The sequence below is a fragment of the Cytobacillus mangrovibacter genome (genome assembly GCF_042865275.1).
Classification (GTDB): Bacteria; Bacillota; Bacilli; order Bacillales; family Cytobacillaceae; genus Cytobacillus; species Cytobacillus mangrovibacter.
Genome location: NZ_JBIACJ010000004.1, coordinates 278,979 through 295,945, shown reverse-complemented (window position 1 = coordinate 295,945; position 16,967 = coordinate 278,979). Strand labels below are relative to the sequence as shown.

Sequence of the window (16,967 nt, the reverse complement as noted above, 5' to 3'; positions counted from 1 at the left end):
TTCTGGGAGGATTGGCTTGTGACCTCGAGGGGGTAGGCGCTGAAGCTAGACAACTCTCAAATTTCTGTACTTTTTTATACAATTAATATTAAGAATATTATTCTTCCTTCAATCCCTTTTCCATTGCCTTCCAAGCTAAAGTTGCACATTTAATTCTCGCTGGGAATTTCGCTACTCCCTGCAATGCTTCAATATCGCCAAGATCGATATCATCTTCATAGTCTTTTCCTTGCATAATTTGAGAAAATACTTCTGAAAGCTTTAGAGCCTCTTCAATATTTTTCCCCTTAATCGCTTGCGTCATCATTGAAGCAGAGGACATCGAAATCGAACATCCTTCCCCTTCAAATTTCGCATCAACTACCTTTTCACCATCAAGCTTTAATGTTAATTGAATTCGATCCCCACAAGTCGGATTATTCATATTAATCGTTAAGCTATCATCTTCAAGAACCCCTTTATTTCGGGGGTTTTTATAATGATCCATTATTACTTGCCGATAGAGAGTATCTAAATTGTTAGAAGACATCGCTGAAATACTCCTTTGTTCTGACAAGCCCGCTTACAAGCTTATCAATATCTTCTTCTGTATTGTACAGATAGAAGCTTGCGCGTGCAGTTGCTGATTGCTTTAACCATTTCATTAATGGTTGTGCACAATGATGCCCTGCCCGAACGGCAATTCCTTCAGCATCCAATACAGTCGCTACATCATGAGGATGGACATCATTCAGATTAAACGTAACAAGTCCCGTACGCTTCGAAACATCCTTCGGTCCAAAAATGGTTATCCCATCAATAGTAGACATTTTTTCCATCGCATAAGCAGCTAGCTTATGTTCATGTGCTTCTATGTTGTCTAATCCGACTTCTTCAAGGAAATCAATTGCAGCACCTAATCCAATGGCACCAGCAATAATAGGAGTACCCCCTTCAAATTTCCAAGGAAGCTCCTTCCAAGTAGATTCGTACAAGCCAACAAAATCAATCATTTCGCCGCCAAACTCAACCGGCTCCATGTTTTCTAAGAGCTGCTTCTTACCATATAATACGCCAATCCCAGTTGGCCCGCACATCTTATGGCCAGAAAAGGCGAAGAAATCACAATCTAAATCTTGAACATCTACTTTTAGATGTGGTGTACTCTGTGCCCCATCTACCACCATAATCGCTCCGTTTTCATGAGCAATTTTGGCGATATCCTTAATAGGGTTTACTACACCAAGAACATTTGATACTTGCATAATGGAAACGATTTTCGTATGTCCAGTTACAGTTTCTCTTACATCCTCAAGTGCGATTGTCCCATCTTCCTGCAAAGGCAAGTACTTTAAAACCGCACCTGTTTTCTTTGCCACTTGCTGCCATGGAATGATATTGCTATGGTGCTCCATATAGGAAATGACAATTTCATCTCCTTCATGAAGATTTGCCATTGCATAACTTGCAGCAACTGTATTTAAAGACGTCGTCGTCCCTCTTGTAAAAATAATTTCTTCCGTTGATTTCGCATTGATAAACTTGCGAACCTTTTCTCTTGCCCCTTCATAGCCGTCCGTAGCTCTTGTTCCAAGTGTATGGACTCCACGATGAACATTCGAGTTGCTTTCACGATAATATTTATCTATTGCCTCTATGACCTGAACAGGCTTCTGGGATGTTGCAGCACTGTCTAAGTATACTAGTGGCTTCCCATTGACTTCCTGGTGTAAGATCGGAAACAGTTGACGAATATCATAGATATCCATTATCTTACTTTCCTTTCAATAACTGCAGTCAGCTGCTGTTTAACTCCCTCAATCGGAAGTGCATTGACAACTGGTGCAAGGAAGCCATGAATAACTAGTCGCTCTGCTTCAGTCTTCGGAATCCCACGGCTCATCAGGTAGTACAATTGCAATGGATCTACACGTCCAACAGAAGCAGCATGGCCCGCTGTTACGTCATCTTCATCAATTAATAGAATTGGGTTTGCATCTCCACGCGCCTTTTCACTTAACATAAGAACACGTGATTCTTGTTCTGCATTTGATTTAGAAGCCCCATGCTCGATTTTGCCGATTCCATTAAAGATAGATGTAGCAGCGTCTTTCATAACTCCGTGCTTAAGAATATATCCTTCTGTATTCTTGCCAAAGTGAACGATGCTAGTTGTAAAGTTTTGTGTCTGCTCGCCACGTCCAACGACTACTGTTTTCGTATCTCCGAACGATCCATCACCAATAAGGTTGGTCACATTTTCATAAACGGTATTGCTGTCATTCATCAATCCAAGCGCCCATTCAATGCGTGCATCTCTATCCGCAACTCCACGACGATTCACATAGCCAGTCAGCCCTTTAGCCAGCGTATCAACTGCTCCGTATTGAACTTTCGCATTCGCTTTAGCAATTACTTCAGAGATAATATTGAATACTCCATTTGCAGCATCCATTGTTGAGAAATAGTTTTCCACATATGTGACCGAGCTATTGTCTTCAGCAACGATAATAACATGGTTAAAAAGAGTAGCCTCTTCGTTGTCATGAATATATATAGCTTGGATCGGTGCAGATAACTCTACATTTTTGGGAACGTAAAGAAAGACTCCACCGTTTACTAAAGCAGCATGTAAGGAAGTTAAACGATGCTCATCAGCCTTTACTCCATCTTGCATGAAATATTTCTGCAATAGATCACCATGTTCTCTTGAAGCTGTAAAGATATCTGTGAAAATAACACCTTTATCCTTAAGCTCTTTCGAAACAGATAGATACGATGGTCTATTATTTCGTTGAATATATAAATTTTGGTCCGCATCTTCTAGGTTAATCAATGTTTGTACTTCTTCAGGAAGTTCGTTTAAAGAAGTAAAGTCTTTGCTGTCTACCATATGTTTTTGGAACTGTGTCAAGTTCCATTTATTAATGTTTGTTTTATCTGGCTTTGGCATCGGCAGATTTTCAGCGTTTGCTAGTGCATTTAAACGAAGCTCTGTAAGCCATGCCGGCTCGCCCATTTCTTTTGAAAAGGAGCTCACATATTCCTTATCAAATGGTAACTTTGTTTCTGTTGACATAATGATCCTCCTAACAAATTACGCTTCTTGGCCAACTGTTTCGTCTTCAATACCGAGCTCTTTCTTAATCCAGTCATATCCTTCTGACTCTAAGCGTTGCGCAAGTTCAGGTCCGCCTGACTTCACAATGCGGCCTTGCATCATTACGTGAACATGGTCAGGAGTAATATAGTTTAATAGGCGTTGATAGTGAGTAATGATCAAGCAGCCAAAGTCTTCTCCGCGCATTTCATTAATCCCTTTTGAAACAACCTTTAATGCATCAATATCGAGACCAGAATCGATTTCATCCAAAATGGCAATCTTCGGTTCGATCATCATTAGCTGAAGAATTTCATTACGCTTCTTCTCTCCGCCTGAGAATCCTTCATTTAAATAGCGCTGTGCCATATCTTGATCCATTTCAAGGAAATCCATCTTTTTATCCATTTGACGGATGAATTTCATTAATGAAATTTCATTTCCTTCTTCAAGACGGCTATTGATTGCTGAACGTAAGAAGTCAGCATTTGTTACACCAGTAATTTCACTTGGATATTGCATAGCAAGGAAGAGGCCTGCACGTGCACGCTCATCAACTTCCATTTCCAGCACATCTGCTCCATCTAATGTAACGCTTCCGCTTGTTACTTCATATTTTGGGTGGCCCATGATTGCAGATGAAAGCGTTGACTTTCCTGTTCCGTTTGGCCCCATGATTGCATGGATTTCTCCACCTTTTATTTCAAGGTTTACACCTTTTAATATTTCTTTGTCTTCAATTGAAACATGAAGATCATTAATAGTTAATTTAGATCCTGCCATTACTATACCTCCATCAATAAAAGAAGATTTTATATTACGGCAATAACCGCAATCCTCTATTCTCACTTTATTCTCATTACAATCTTATAACAAATGAAATCTGTTAGCAACTCTTTCAGACCATTAACAAAACTTTTATGCATATTTCAATTAGTGTATGAAAATCACACTTTTTTACTGACCGATATTGTTATATCTTCATAATCATTTACTTAATTATTCTTACCACAATAATTTCTTTTATGTAGTTAAATTAAACATACTTGTATAGAGAAAGCTGTTTTCGCAAATATTGTTACTATTGAGGACGTAGTTGGTAGAGGTTGATTTGCGCTCCAGGTACTCGCTTTCCGCGGGGTGGGCGGTGAGCCTCCTCGGAGCATCCGCTCCTGCGGGGTCTCACCTGTCCCACACTTCCCGCAGGAGTCTCGCACCTTCCGCTCCAATCAACCAATTTTTTTTGTAAATAGTTTTTCATACATGTTATTCAAAAGTAACAATCTTTTAAAAACGAGCTTACTTATAAAAAAAAGAGAAATCAGTTTAGATAAGCTGATTTCCCCACTTTCTTCATTAATATATTGTTTTAAGACTAGGAATGGATTTTTTTCTCTAGGGTAGCAACCATTTGCTGACATTTGACATATTCTTCTTGACGTCTTTTTTCGACTTCCATTCGAACGTCATGTTTTCTGCAATAAGTTTCATATCCAACACCATGCGCTCCATGCATTGCTTTTTCCATATCGCTTGTGTAATTCAACTGTAGCTGGTTAATAAAAACCAATCCTTTCGTCAGTGCGATTTTATTTCACGTTCAAATTTTACCACCGTCACAGCCGTCATACAATGACGAAATTCGCAGAAATTAAATGCAGAAAATTGAAATATCGTGGGTAAAACGCTTTCATTCACGTCATTCTTATAATTAGTGCAGATTCCTCCAAATAGAAAAAGCAGACACCATTAGGAGCCTGCTTTTTCTATTTAAATTATTCAGATACAGGTACAACTGCACCTTTGTATTTTTCAAGGATGAAATCTTGAATTTCTTTCGAACGAAGAACTTCCACAAGTGTCTTAATTGAATCTTTTGTTTCGTCCCCTTTACGAACAGTAATGATATTCGCATATGGTGATTCATTCGCCTCAATGGCAATTGAATCTTCAATCGGATTAAGACCCGCATCGATTGCATAGTTCGAGTTAATAACTACTACATCGCCTTCATTATTATTGAAAATTTGTGTTAAAAGTTTTGGCTCATAGTTTGCATCAAAATCGACATTCTTTGGATTTTCAACGACATCTTCAAGTGTTGCTTTTGTTTTATCAATACCGTCTTTTAACTTAATTAAGCCTTCTTTTTCTAAAATGGATAAAATACGTCCATGCTCAGCTACTGAGTTGCTTAAGATAATATGTGCACCTTCTGGAAGATCAGCAATTGAATCATATTCTTTCGAGTATACAGCCATTGGTTCAATATGAATTCCACCAGCATTAACAAAGTCATAACCATTTTCTTCAATTTGAAGCTCAAGGTAAGGAATATGTTGGAAATAGTTTGCATCCAATTCTTTTGATTCTAATGCTTTGTTCGGAAGGATGTAATCTTGGAATGTAACGATTTCTAATTCAATTCCTTTTTCAGCTAAAATTGGTTTAGCTTCTTCAAGAATTTCAGCATGCGGAACATTTGAAGCACCTACTGTTAGTTTAGAAGATTCTCCACTTTCATTTCCTTCACTTGCCGCACCATTTTCACTGCCTTTTTCGTCTGATGTTCCACATGCAGCAAGGAAAAGAGTAATTGCTAATGCGAATACAAATGGTAATAATTTTTTCATTTTTGACCTCTCCTTATCGTTTATCTAATTTTGTTGTTATGAAATCACCAATAAATTGAATGATAAATACAATGACAAGAATAATAATTGTAGCCATTAAGGTAACATCGTCTCTGCTTCTTTGGAAGCCTTCAAGAAAGGCAAGATTCCCAAGACCCCCTGCACCAATAACACCAGCCATCGCTGTATAGCCTACTAACGCGATCGCGGTTACAGTAATACCTGATACAAGAGCAGGCATTGATTCCGGTAAGAGAACTTTCCAGATGATTGTGCTTGTTTTTGCCCCCATTGATTTAGCCGCTTCAATGACACCTTTATCAATTTCTCTTAACCCGATTTCAACCATTCGAGCATAAAAAGGAGCAGCGCCAATAATTAAAGCTGGGAGTGCCGCATTTTCCCCAATCATTGTGCCCATTAAAAATGTCGTAAATGGGATAAGGAGAACGATTAATATAATGAAGGGAATCGATCTGAAAATATTAACGAACGCCCCAATGATTTTATTAATTATTCCATTCTCCCATATATTCCCTTTAGATGTTAGGAAAAGTAATAATCCCATTACTGCACCAAGGATAAAAGTAGCTATTACTGAAATACTTGTCATATAAAGGGTCTCAACCGTAGCATCCCACATTTTCTCCCAGTTCACATTTGGAAACCATTCATTAAGCATTTGAGATCACCTCCACTCCAACTTGCTGGGAATGGATAAATTTCATCGCTTTATCTAGCTCTTCTGTCTCACCATCAAGATGAATGAATAATGTGCCATAAGAACCATTTTGAGTTTGCGATATTTTTCCTTGAAGAATATTAACCGTCACCTGAAAATTCCGAATAATATTCGTAATAAGCGGCTGTTCTGCTGACTCTCCAACAAAGCCTAATTGCACGACACGACCATGAGGATATAAGTCAAGCAAGTGTTCAATTGTTTCTCTAGTTTCCTCAGGTTCAGTGACTTGCTGTACGAAACGTTTTGTGATTAATTCTTGTGGATTTTTAAATACTTCTAGAACTGGTCCAAGTTCAACTACTCTACCTTCTTCCATCACAGCAACACGATGGCAGATTTTTCGAATCACATGCATTTCGTGTGTAATTAACACAATCGTCAATCCTAAACGATCATTAATATCTACAAGTAAATCGAGAATCGAGTCCGTAGTTTGTGGGTCTAAAGCGGATGTTGCTTCATCACATAATAATACTTTTGGATTATTAGCTAGTGCTCGAGCAATCCCAACCCGTTGCTTCTGCCCACCACTGAGCTGTGATGGATAGGCATCCTCTCTTCCATCAAGACCAACAAGCTTGATTAATTCATCTACTCGTTTAGCTCTTTCTCTTTTTGACACACCTGCAATCTCAAGCGGAAATGAGATATTTTGTCTAACAGTCCTTGACCAAAGTAAATTGAAGTGCTGAAAGATCATGCTAATTTCTTGGCGAGCCTTTCTTAACTGGCTGCCTTTTATTTTAGACACTTCATTATTTGCAACAACTACTGTTCCTTCGGTTGGTATTTCAAGACCATTCAACATTCGAATTAATGTACTTTTCCCTGCTCCACTGTAACCAATGACACCAAAAATTTCGCCATCATTAATTTCGATATTAACATCATCAACTGCTTTTACTTGACCTTGTTTGGAAGGATAAATCTTTTGGATATTTTTTATTGAGATCATCGTCATGTTGCACCCTCTTTAAATCCGATTTTCCATATCAATTTAGAAGACTTTTAAAATAGACAGTACCTATTCAGTATTTGCCTCTAAGCACTTAACATTCAAAGAAAACAGAAAATGCCCTTCTGACATGAGCAGAAAGGCATAAATTAATTATTGTCCTTTCTCTCATCTCCCAAAGCAAACATCGCTTTGTGTGAATTGGCACCATTTCATTTTCATGACGGTTGCCGGGCTTCAAAGGGCACTTCCCTCCACCTCTCTTGATAAGAGCTTAACATCTATATTCAATTAACACTTTAAATTAATTAAGTAATTTGTCTACGCTAGATATCGTATCACGGAAATAATAAGGGTGTCAACGGAAAAAAGTTAATATTTTAGTATTTTTAAGAATAGTATATTTACTTCAATCAAACAGCTTGATTTAAGCATTGGCTGTAAGAGAAGTAATTCCAGTCGCTGCTTCAATGGCTTGTTCTAAGTCATCAATTAGATCCTCTGCATTCTCAATTCCAACCGAAATCCGAATCAAGTCTTCAGGTACACCAGCAGACTTTAATCCTTCTGCATCTAACTGCTGATGTGTTGTACTAGCAGGATGAATAATCAAACTCTTGGCATCTCCTACATTTGCAACATGTGCCCAAAGCTCAAGATTATTAATTAGCTTCGCCCCAGCCACTCTTCCTCCAGCAATCCCAAAGACGACGACAGAACCAGCCCCTTTAGATAAATACTTATCAACCAATGGTTTATCCGGATGATTCTCATTCCCTGGATAGAGAATCCAATGAATGGCAGGATGGGCTTCCAGATACTTGATAATTTTTTTTGTATTGGCTACATGCTCTTTCATTCTTACATGTAGTGTTTCTAATCCAAGTGTAAATTGGAATGCATTTTGAGGACTTAAAGCAGGTCCTAAATCTCTTAAAAGCTGGACTCTAGCTTTCGTAATATAGGCGACAGGGCCTAGAGCCTCGCTATATACGAGATCATGGTAACTTGAATCTGGCTCTGTAAATCCAGGGAATTTAGGAGAATTCCAATCGAATTTCCCACCGTCTACAATGATTCCCCCCATTGTCGTCCCATTGCCTAACAGCCATTTCGTTGCCGAGTGGATGACAATATCTGCACCATGTTCAATCGGTCTGCAAAGATAAGGTGTAGCAAATGTATTATCGATTAGCAGCGGAATTCCATTTTCATGGGCGATGTCTGCAACTTTTTCAATATCTAGCACCTTTAAGCTCGGATTCCCAATCGTTTCCGCAAACACAGCTTTTGTTTTCTCTGTAATGGCCGCACGGAAATTTTCCGGATTCTCTGGATCTACAAACGTTACATGAATCCCATATTTAGGGAGTGTTACTGCAAACAGATTATAGGTTCCTCCATACAGATTAGAAGCAGCAACAATTTCATCGCCTGATTGTGCAAGATTTAGAATGGCTAAAGTAATCGCAGCCATTCCGCTGGCAACTGCTAATGCACCAACCCCGCCTTCTAATAAAGCTACTCTGTCCTCAAAAACAGTCACTGTTGGATTGTGGATTCTAGTATAAATATAGCCTGCTTCCTTTAAACCAAAAAGATTAGCGGCATGTTCAGTATTCTTGAATTGGTATGCATTATTTTGGTAAATAGGTACAGCTCTCGCACCTGTTAAAGGATCAGCCTGTAGCCCTCCATGTACGCCAAGTGTTTCAAATCGATAGTTCTTTTGCTTTTCACTCATTTCTTTTCTCTCCTTTTTTATGTGTATTAGTCAAAAAACACCTTATTCAAAAAGAAGAGCTGAAAAAACCCTCTTCACAAGAAGAGGGTTTTAATCATCTCTTCTTATCTTCCAGAGCAGTTATGCTCTGCTGGAATTAGCACCGTGTAAATTACCGGTTGCCGGGCTTCGTCGGGCCAGTCCCTCCGCCTCTCTTGATAAGAATATTCAATTTTTTCACTTAAATTATTAATTTTGATATTAACACACTATAAAAAGAAAGGTCAAGATGGTTTTTTAAATTTTAAAAATATTTAATCGGAATGCCTTTTTGAGAGAATAAATAGAGATTCTAGAAATAGAATTCTTCTAAATGTAGACTTAACAGTAAGTTTTCTTGCCTTCATAGCACTTCTTAATCGCTCTTCCCCAATCAATACCGAATGAATACTTTCTTCTGTGCCAGATATAGTCACATCATAACTTTCATCATGATAGGGTGAAGAAATCAATATAGCCCCATCCCGAAACATGATTGGCACTTTATCCTTCCCTGTCTCCATACATAAAGAAAAAGAAACATCTTTTAATAGACAGGATATATGCCCTTTTCTCTTAACCTCTTCAATAAATGCAGCAGCCATTTCTTCCATGTCCTCACCCCAGGAATACGTTCAAAGTGATTCGCACCATTCTCTAACTGATAAGATTCTGATGTCTTACCATACTATTTCCGCAAATGATTGAACAATCCTGCATGATTCGTTCGACATTGACTGGAGAACATTTCCTGAGAAATATGTCGTTTCCCTGCAACTCTAGCCTACTTTTGCCGTAGAAATAGCAGGTTTTGTCTTATTATAGTTTCGGAACACAATATAGAAGTACACAGAACCGATCATATAGAGAGAAGCAGTAATCGTAAACACAAGCGCATAACCCCAATATGCCCCATACTTAATGACAATTCCCGTAGATACTGGTCCCATAAAAGCCCATCCAAGATTAAAGACCATCTGATTGACTGAGTTGGCCAATCCCCTCATAGAGTCTCCAACCTTTGACATCATAAGTGACATTTGAATCGGATTCCCTGCATTCATCAGTGCTTGTCGGAATAGAAAGCCAATCGCTGCCAGCCAAAGATTTTCTGTATAAGCAGTCAGGAGCAGAAATGGCAATGAGGCTAGCTGAAGGATAACGACAGCCTTTACCTCTCCCACTTTTCGAACAACCATAGGGCCTATAATCATAGCAAAAGCGGTAGCTGCCTGCCCCATAGAGATAATAAATCCAATCGCTGAATTTGATGCATAGAAACGATCAGCAAAATACAAATTCAGATAAGGAATAACCAAGCCTGCGCCTACACCAATAAGCAGCTGTGCAAATGCAAACAGGAGAATGATTTTGAGACTTTCGTTTTTATGTAAAAGTTCTTTTAAAGAAATACGTTTCTTTACTTGACTCATTTCTCTTGAGACTAATTTTTCCTGAAAGCGAATAATCGGAACAATCCCAATGAGAAAGATAAGACTTCCAATTAGAAGCGTAAAACGAATACTATTCAATTCCGAAGTAAATAGAGAAAAGAGGTCTGTTAATATCCCTCCACCTAAGTTGCCGATTACATTTGCCCCTGTCATAACGGCAAAGTGAATGCTGAATAAGTGTACCCTTTGTTCCGGATTTGAATTTTCGGCTAGCCAAGGAATTCCAGATACTTGCAGAAAGGCAGAAGCTAATCCTGTAGCGAAAGCGGTAATAATCAGCAAGGACTGCATTTCGATTACACTTCTAGATAGTAAGACAATCCCAGTAGCAATTGCACCAAATAACATCGTTTTTCTTCGTCCAATGCGATCACTGAAGATACCAGCAGGAACAAGTATAAGCGCTGTGGCAAGTGCAGTCATAGATATGACCTGCCCGTTAACCTGCTCATTATATCCCAGCTCACGAATATAAAAATTATAAATAACCATGAAAATCCCAAATCCAATTTGAGTAAATATATTTGCCATAATCGCCAGTCTAATATTGCGATTATACCCTTTTATTTGGCTAGCCCATTCTTTATATATCGCCATTTTCACACCTGCTCCTCAAATACTTCGTGCCCCAAAATATACTATACACTAAAGGAAGGCTTTGTAAATATTAAAGTTAGACCATTTTGAAAAATATAAAAAGTCCAAGCTTTTTCACTTGGACTTTTCAAATATGCCATTTATTTTTTCGAATAAGTAGGGAACAGAATGAAAAGCATACACTTTTTCTTCCAATTCCCCTTCTTTAAAGATTAAGAGGCACGGGACGCTTTCAATCCCAAACTGTTCAGCAAGCTCTGGCATATAGTTCAAATCACTTTTCCCAATTTGTATATTCGGCATGAGCTCAGTAATTACAGTCAGCATTTTCCCTGCCACTTGACATGTTCCACATAGTGGCGTGTATAAATAGAGTAATTTTGCTTCATCTCCTGCTAGCACCTCTTTAATCTTTTCCCTAGACCATTCCTGCAATTCTTATCATCCTCTATCTAAAAACTCCATATATACATCTATATTTGCTCCCAATAATACAGTTGCTAAATGATGTTCAGGCGCCGTTGCGACCTCACGATACATTCGATCGATATAAAGGTGCTCCGCCTCTGGAAACTCTCTTTTAAATTGTTTCCGAAGCTTTTCACCCGCATCATCCGCATCAACTAAAATAAATACATCCTTATCGAATAAATTTTCTATTAACTCATCGAGCTTCGTCAGGCTAATTGTTCCATTTGTACAAATAATTTCGACAGGCTCACTGATGATTGCTTTCACTTTTCGCTTGTCTGAAGTACCCTCTACGATAATTACCTTCTCTGGCATTGCCTCATTCATAATAATCACCTGAACCTGAATTGAAGTTTTGGATTATAACTCAATGATTTCAAAAAGGAAAATTCAATCAAATATGTTTAACTTTATCTTACCATATTCAATATTCGAGGTAATGGTGTAGAACTCCTGCCCTTTTTAATAAACCTATATTTTATAACTTTGCCTAATATGACTCCCTTATCCCTTTCGTTATACACAAATACAAAAAAGAGCTACCTCGATTAAGGTAACTCTCTTTCAACACTGTCCATTTTAGCCGAACAAATCGAACCCGAAATGTCCACAACGGTGTCTTAGTCTTCTTTAACCATTTCTTCGTATTGCTCAGCAGACATAAGTTTGTCAATTTCACCTGCGTCTGACGGCTCAACAACGATCATCCATGCTTTTTCATATGGAGATTCATTAACAAACTCAGGGCTGTCGCTTAAATCCTCATTGATAGCCACAACTTTACCGCTGATTGGAGCATAAAGCTCAGATACAGTCTTAACTGACTCTACACTTCCGAAAGGCTCGTCCGCAGTAATGCTATCGCCTACTTCTGGAAGCTCAACAAAAACGATGTCGCCTAACTCAGATTGTGCAAAATCTGTAATCCCAATACGAACTTGCTCGCCTTCAGTTTTTACCCACTCATGCTCTTCTGAATAACGTAATTCCTTTGGTGTGTTCATAACTAATCCCTCCATTTTTTAATTGCAATCTATGATCGTTGTATCGATCTCATTGTTCAACATGACAATAAAAAAGCAATTTTGTTTATGCAAGCCATGTTTTTTCATAATCCTCTTCTTTATAGCCAACCGTCACTTTTTGTCCATCTGTTAAAATTGGACGTTTAATAAGCATCCCATCGGTTGCCAGCAGATCAAGCAATTCATCATTGGTTGATGATTTTACTTTATCCTTTAAGCCTAGTTCCCTGTACTTTTGGCCGCTTGTATTGAAGAATTTCTTCAAATCTAGACCGCTTTTTTCATACAGATCTGCAAGGTCACTGCGAGAAGGCGGATTTTCTGCAATATGTATTGCCTCATAAGCTACTTCATGATCATCAAGCCATTTCTTCGCTTTTCGGCATGTACCACATTTTGGGTACCAATAAAAAGTTAATGTCACTTTTCCACCACCTAGATTATCATGTCCAATTTTAAAAAGATAGTAACTGTCGCTAAATAAATACTACCATAATTATATTACATTTCATAACGAATGGCTCGTATTGAAAATTCGACAAATTTCAACATAACTCTCTGATTCTATTTCCTATTTATATGCATAACTTTTTCACAAACATAGTTGGTAGAGGTTGATTTCCGCTCCAGGATGCTCGCTTTCCGCGGGGTGGGCGCTGAGCCTCCTCGGCGCTATTGCGCCTGTGGGGTCTCAGCTGTCCCACTACTCCCGCTGGAGTCTCGCACCTTCCGCTCCAATCAACCGACCTATTTTGGTTACCATCTCCATTCAAATTACTTATGTAAATACAACATTTTTAAAAAAGAGCAATTCTATTAATACCAAATGGAAAACTCCCTCCATAAACGAAGGGAGCTAGCTTTAATTGAGATTAAAGAACAAATTTCTCTGCGTCTATTAATTTTTCAGATGCTTCACGTTTTTTCGCAATTACATTAATTGGTGTATGACGAGTAAACTTACGTAAAGAAGAAAGCATCATGCGAAGTGTATCACCTTTTTCAACAGCTACAAGTGTTTCCTTTGCATCTTGTTCGATTTTGTTGAAAGCTTCTTGGCAGAAAATTTGTGTATAAAGAAGCTTTTGCTTGCTCTTCTCTAAGCCGTCTTTTTCAATTGCTTTTTCCGTACGGAGAACAGCAGATTCCATAGCATAAGCATTAGAAACGATATCAGCAATATTCACTAATACCTCTTGTTCTTGGTCTAATGCTTTGCCATATTTCTGAGCAGCTAATCCGGCAGCAAGCAAGCCTATTTTCTTTGCATTTTTCGTTAAATATTTTTCCTGTGCTAATGGTGCATCGCCTGGCTCTTCAGGCATCATCATCATAAGTTCTTCTTGTAGAGCCATAGCTTTTTCGAATAAAGGCAGCTCACCTTTGAATGCTTTACGCATGAATGTACCAGGTACTAATAGACGGTTAATTTCATTTGTTCCTTCGAAAATACGGTTAATACGGGAATCACGGTAAGCACGTGCAATTTCATATTCTTCCATGAAGCCGTAGCCGCCATGTAATTGAACGCCTTCATCAACCACATAATCAAGAACCTCAGTGTTGAAGAACTTTCCAAGAGAACACTCAATAGCATACTCTGCAATCGATTGAGCTACAGCTTTACCTGTTTTTGCCTCTTCTTCAGAAAGTTTGCTCATACGATCCTCAAACAATCCTACAGTCCGATAAATGGAGCTTTCAGCCACGTATACTTTAGAAGCCATTGTAGCTAGCTTCTCTTTCGTTAAGTTGAAAGAAGAGATCGGTGTTTTAAATTGCTGACGTTGGTTTGTGTAAGGAATCGTAATTTCCAATGCGCGTTTCGAAGCACCAAGTGCACCAACCCCTAATTTATAGCGGCCAATATTTAAGATGTTAAAGGCAATGATGTGACCACGGCCAATTTCACCAAGTAAGTTCTCTACCGGAACTTCCGCATCTTGAAGAATTAATGTACGAGTGGATGAGCTCTTGATTCCCATCTTTTCCTCTTCCGCACCAGTAGAAACGCCAGGGAATTCTTTTTCAACGATGAATGCAGAGAATTTGTCTCCATCAATTTTCGCATACACAACGAATACGTCGGCAAAACCAGCGTTTGTAATCCATTGTTTTTCCCCATTCAGTACATAATGCGTTCCAGCTTCATTTAATTTAGCAATGGTCTTCGCTCCTAATGCATCTGATCCTGAACTTGGCTCTGTTAATGCATAGGCAGCAATTTTTTCACCTGTAGCTAATGCAGGAAGATATTTCTCCTTTTGTTCCTCATTACCGAAAAGAACGATTGGAAGGGAACCAATTCCAACATGGGCACCATGTGTAATAGAGAAGCCGCCAGCGATTGACATTTTTTCTGCGATTAATGCTGAGCTGACTTTGTCTAATCCAAGACCGCCGTATTCTTCAGGAACATCTACACCTAATAGTCCAAGATCACCAGCTTGTTTTAACAATTTAACTGAGCGGTCAAATTCATGTTTTTCTAAATAAGGAACTTCTGGTAATACTTCGTTTACAACATAATCTTCTGTTGTTTTTGCGATCATTTTATGTTCATCTGTGTAATCTTCTGGAGTGAATACTTGATCGTATGTTACATCTTCAATTAAAAAACTTCCGCCTTTAATCATTTTATCTGTTTGGTTAGTCATTTTTTCTTCCTCCATTCTGATATGAAAGGAACCGTGAACGGTCCTGTTATTTATTTGGGCTATTTCTAAATAAGACTAAGTTGGTTGAGGTTGATTTCCGCTCCAGGCCGCTCGCTTTCCGCGGGGTGGGCGCTGAGCCTCCTCGACGCTAAAGCGTCTGTGGGGTCTCAGCTGTCCCACTACTCCCGCAGGAGTCTCGCAACCTTCCGCTCCAATCAACAATATTTTGTAGAACCTACTCAAAAATAATAAGCTTTTAGAAAAGAGCCTATAAAAATGAGCCTTAATTACAAACCTTTTATAACAATTCAAATACGCCAGCAGCGCCCATGCCGCCGCCGATACACATTGTGACTACACCGAATTGTTGGTTTTGGCGTTTCATTTCATGAATAAGTGATAAAGTTAGCTTTGCTCCTGTGCATCCTAGTGGGTGACCTAGAGCGATTGCTCCTCCGTTCACATTTACCTTTTCTTCATCTAATCCAAGTTCACGAATGATTTGAATCGATTGGGAGGCAAAAGCTTCATTTAGCTCGAATAAGCCAATATCAGATAGTTCTAGTCCTGCGAGCTTTAATGCTTTAGGAATGGCAACGATCGGGCCGATTCCCATTATTTCAGGAGGTACGCCGCCTACTGCAAAGGATCTGAACTTTGCCATTGGCTTTAAGCCTGTTGATTCTGCCTTTTCGCGATCCATAACCATGACAGCAGCAGCTCCATCGCTTGTTTGCGAGGAATTTCCTGCTGTTACCGTTCCAGTAACTGAGAATGCAGGGCGAAGCTTCGCAAGTGCTGCTACTGTCGAATTAGCTCGAACTCCTTCATCCTGGCTAAATTGAATAGCCTTTTCTACTAATTTATTATCTTTGCCGACTGATCTTAAAATTACATCCACAGGCACAATTTCATCGGCAAACTTTCCTTCAGCAATCGCCTTAGCCGCTTTTTGATGGCTTTTTACAGCAAAAGTATCTTGATCCTCACGAGAAATTCCATACTTCTTTGCAACTTCCTCAGCTGTGTGTCCCATACCCATATAATATTCAGGTGCAGTCTCAGCTAATTTTGCATTAGGACGCGTTACATGCCCCATCATTGGCACAAGGCTCATTGACTCTGCACCGCCTGCAATGATTGTATCTGCATGGCCGATCATAATTTTTTCAGCAGCATATGCAATGGCATTTAGTCCTGAAGAACAATATCGATTAATTGTAATTGCTGGAACCGTATAAGGCAGGCCAGCTAATGCACCAATATTCCGAGCCATATTTAACCCTTGCTCAGCTTCTGGCATGGCACAGCCGATAATTAAATCATCGATATTGCCTTCATAATTCCCTGCACGTTTTAATGTTTCTTGAACAACAAGGGCACCTAAATCATCCGGTCTTACATTCGCTAATGTGCCTTTTTTTGCTTTGCCGACCGGAGTACGGGCACCTGCAACGATTACCGCTTCTCTCATTTTGTTCCCTCTCTTTCCCTTAAACGATCTAAATTCTATATGAAATCATTTATTATCTATTGTTGATAAAAGTTGTAGAAATTGCCTATGGGGTATACGGGCAAATTTTTGATCC

Annotated in this window: 16 protein-coding genes and 2 riboswitches; all 16 genes read right to left on the bottom strand. The window is 39.0% G+C overall.

All coding sequences use genetic code 11. The features are described from left to right. Window positions 1-97 precede the first annotated feature (97 nt). Complete coding sequence (gene sufU / locus ACFYKT_RS09970) at window positions 98-529, bottom strand: Fe-S cluster assembly sulfur transfer protein SufU (RefSeq protein ID WP_389219034.1); 432 nt, start codon at window positions 527-529, stop codon at window positions 98-100. Next, the gene (locus tag ACFYKT_RS09965) at window positions 519-1,748 is read right to left on the bottom strand and encodes a cysteine desulfurase (RefSeq protein WP_389219031.1); all 1,230 of its coding nucleotides are present in this window, start codon (window positions 1,746-1,748) and stop codon (window positions 519-521) included. The genes sufU and ACFYKT_RS09965 overlap by 11 nt, the downstream gene beginning before the upstream one ends. Beyond that, a complete protein-coding gene (gene sufD, locus ACFYKT_RS09960) occupies window positions 1,748-3,058 on the bottom strand; it encodes a Fe-S cluster assembly protein SufD (RefSeq protein ID WP_389219025.1) in 1,311 nt (436 codons plus the stop codon). The genes ACFYKT_RS09965 and sufD overlap by 1 nt, the downstream gene beginning before the upstream one ends. 18 nt (window positions 3,059-3,076) lie before the next feature. Next, a complete protein-coding gene (gene sufC, locus ACFYKT_RS09955) occupies window positions 3,077-3,862 on the bottom strand; it encodes a Fe-S cluster assembly ATPase SufC (RefSeq protein WP_389219023.1) in 786 nt (261 codons plus the stop codon). 992 nt (window positions 3,863-4,854) lie between these two features. Beyond that, the gene (locus tag ACFYKT_RS09950) at window positions 4,855-5,712 is read right to left on the bottom strand and encodes a MetQ/NlpA family ABC transporter substrate-binding protein (RefSeq protein ID WP_389219020.1); all 858 of its coding nucleotides are present in this window, start codon (window positions 5,710-5,712) and stop codon (window positions 4,855-4,857) included. A gap of 13 nt (window positions 5,713-5,725) precedes the next feature. After that, a complete protein-coding gene (locus tag ACFYKT_RS09945; RefSeq protein ID WP_389219017.1) occupies window positions 5,726-6,394 on the bottom strand; it encodes a methionine ABC transporter permease in 669 nt (222 codons plus the stop codon). Further along, on the bottom strand, window positions 6,387-7,412 hold the full coding sequence (locus ACFYKT_RS09940) for a methionine ABC transporter ATP-binding protein (RefSeq protein ID WP_389219194.1): 1,026 nt from the start codon (window positions 7,410-7,412) through the stop codon (window positions 6,387-6,389). Before ACFYKT_RS09940 ends, ACFYKT_RS09945 begins: the two co-directional genes overlap by 8 nt. A gap of 165 nt (window positions 7,413-7,577) precedes the next feature. After that, window positions 7,578-7,685: riboswitch (SAM riboswitch) on the bottom strand. Between the two features lie 154 nt (window positions 7,686-7,839). Next, window positions 7,840-9,156 (bottom strand): O-acetylhomoserine aminocarboxypropyltransferase/cysteine synthase family protein, encoded by a 1,317-nt coding sequence (locus tag ACFYKT_RS09935; RefSeq protein WP_389219014.1) that lies wholly within the window; start codon window positions 9,154-9,156, stop codon window positions 7,840-7,842. Window positions 9,157-9,257: 101 nt separating this feature from the next. Further along, window positions 9,258-9,360: riboswitch (SAM riboswitch) on the bottom strand. 89 nt (window positions 9,361-9,449) lie between these two features. Beyond that, complete coding sequence (locus ACFYKT_RS09930; RefSeq protein WP_389219011.1) at window positions 9,450-9,788, bottom strand: SCP2 sterol-binding domain-containing protein; 339 nt, start codon at window positions 9,786-9,788, stop codon at window positions 9,450-9,452. Between the two features lie 165 nt (window positions 9,789-9,953). After that, window positions 9,954-11,225, bottom strand: a complete 1,272-nt coding sequence (locus ACFYKT_RS09925; protein ID WP_389219009.1) for an MFS transporter — start codon at window positions 11,223-11,225, stop codon at window positions 9,954-9,956. Window positions 11,226-11,339: 114 nt separating this feature from the next. Beyond that, a complete protein-coding gene (locus tag ACFYKT_RS09920) occupies window positions 11,340-11,660 on the bottom strand; it encodes a thioredoxin family protein (protein ID WP_389219006.1) in 321 nt (106 codons plus the stop codon). A gap of 6 nt (window positions 11,661-11,666) precedes the next feature. Further along, complete coding sequence (locus tag ACFYKT_RS09915; RefSeq protein ID WP_389219003.1) at window positions 11,667-12,023, bottom strand: toprim domain-containing protein; 357 nt, start codon at window positions 12,021-12,023, stop codon at window positions 11,667-11,669. A 293-nt stretch (window positions 12,024-12,316) separates the two neighbouring features. Then, the gene (gcvH, locus tag ACFYKT_RS09910; protein WP_389219000.1) at window positions 12,317-12,700 is read right to left on the bottom strand and encodes a glycine cleavage system protein GcvH; all 384 of its coding nucleotides are present in this window, start codon (window positions 12,698-12,700) and stop codon (window positions 12,317-12,319) included. 85 nt (window positions 12,701-12,785) lie between these two features. Then, on the bottom strand, window positions 12,786-13,145 hold the full coding sequence (locus ACFYKT_RS09905; RefSeq protein ID WP_389218997.1) for an arsenate reductase family protein: 360 nt from the start codon (window positions 13,143-13,145) through the stop codon (window positions 12,786-12,788). A gap of 448 nt (window positions 13,146-13,593) precedes the next feature. Further along, on the bottom strand, window positions 13,594-15,378 hold the full coding sequence (locus tag ACFYKT_RS09900) for an acyl-CoA dehydrogenase family protein (protein WP_389218994.1): 1,785 nt from the start codon (window positions 15,376-15,378) through the stop codon (window positions 13,594-13,596). A gap of 298 nt (window positions 15,379-15,676) precedes the next feature. Beyond that, window positions 15,677-16,852 carry an acetyl-CoA C-acetyltransferase gene (locus tag ACFYKT_RS09895; protein ID WP_389218991.1) on the bottom strand — a complete coding sequence of 392 codons (1,176 nt, stop codon included), beginning with the start codon at window positions 16,850-16,852 and terminating at the stop codon, window positions 15,677-15,679. Window positions 16,853-16,967: the final 115 nt, after the last annotated feature.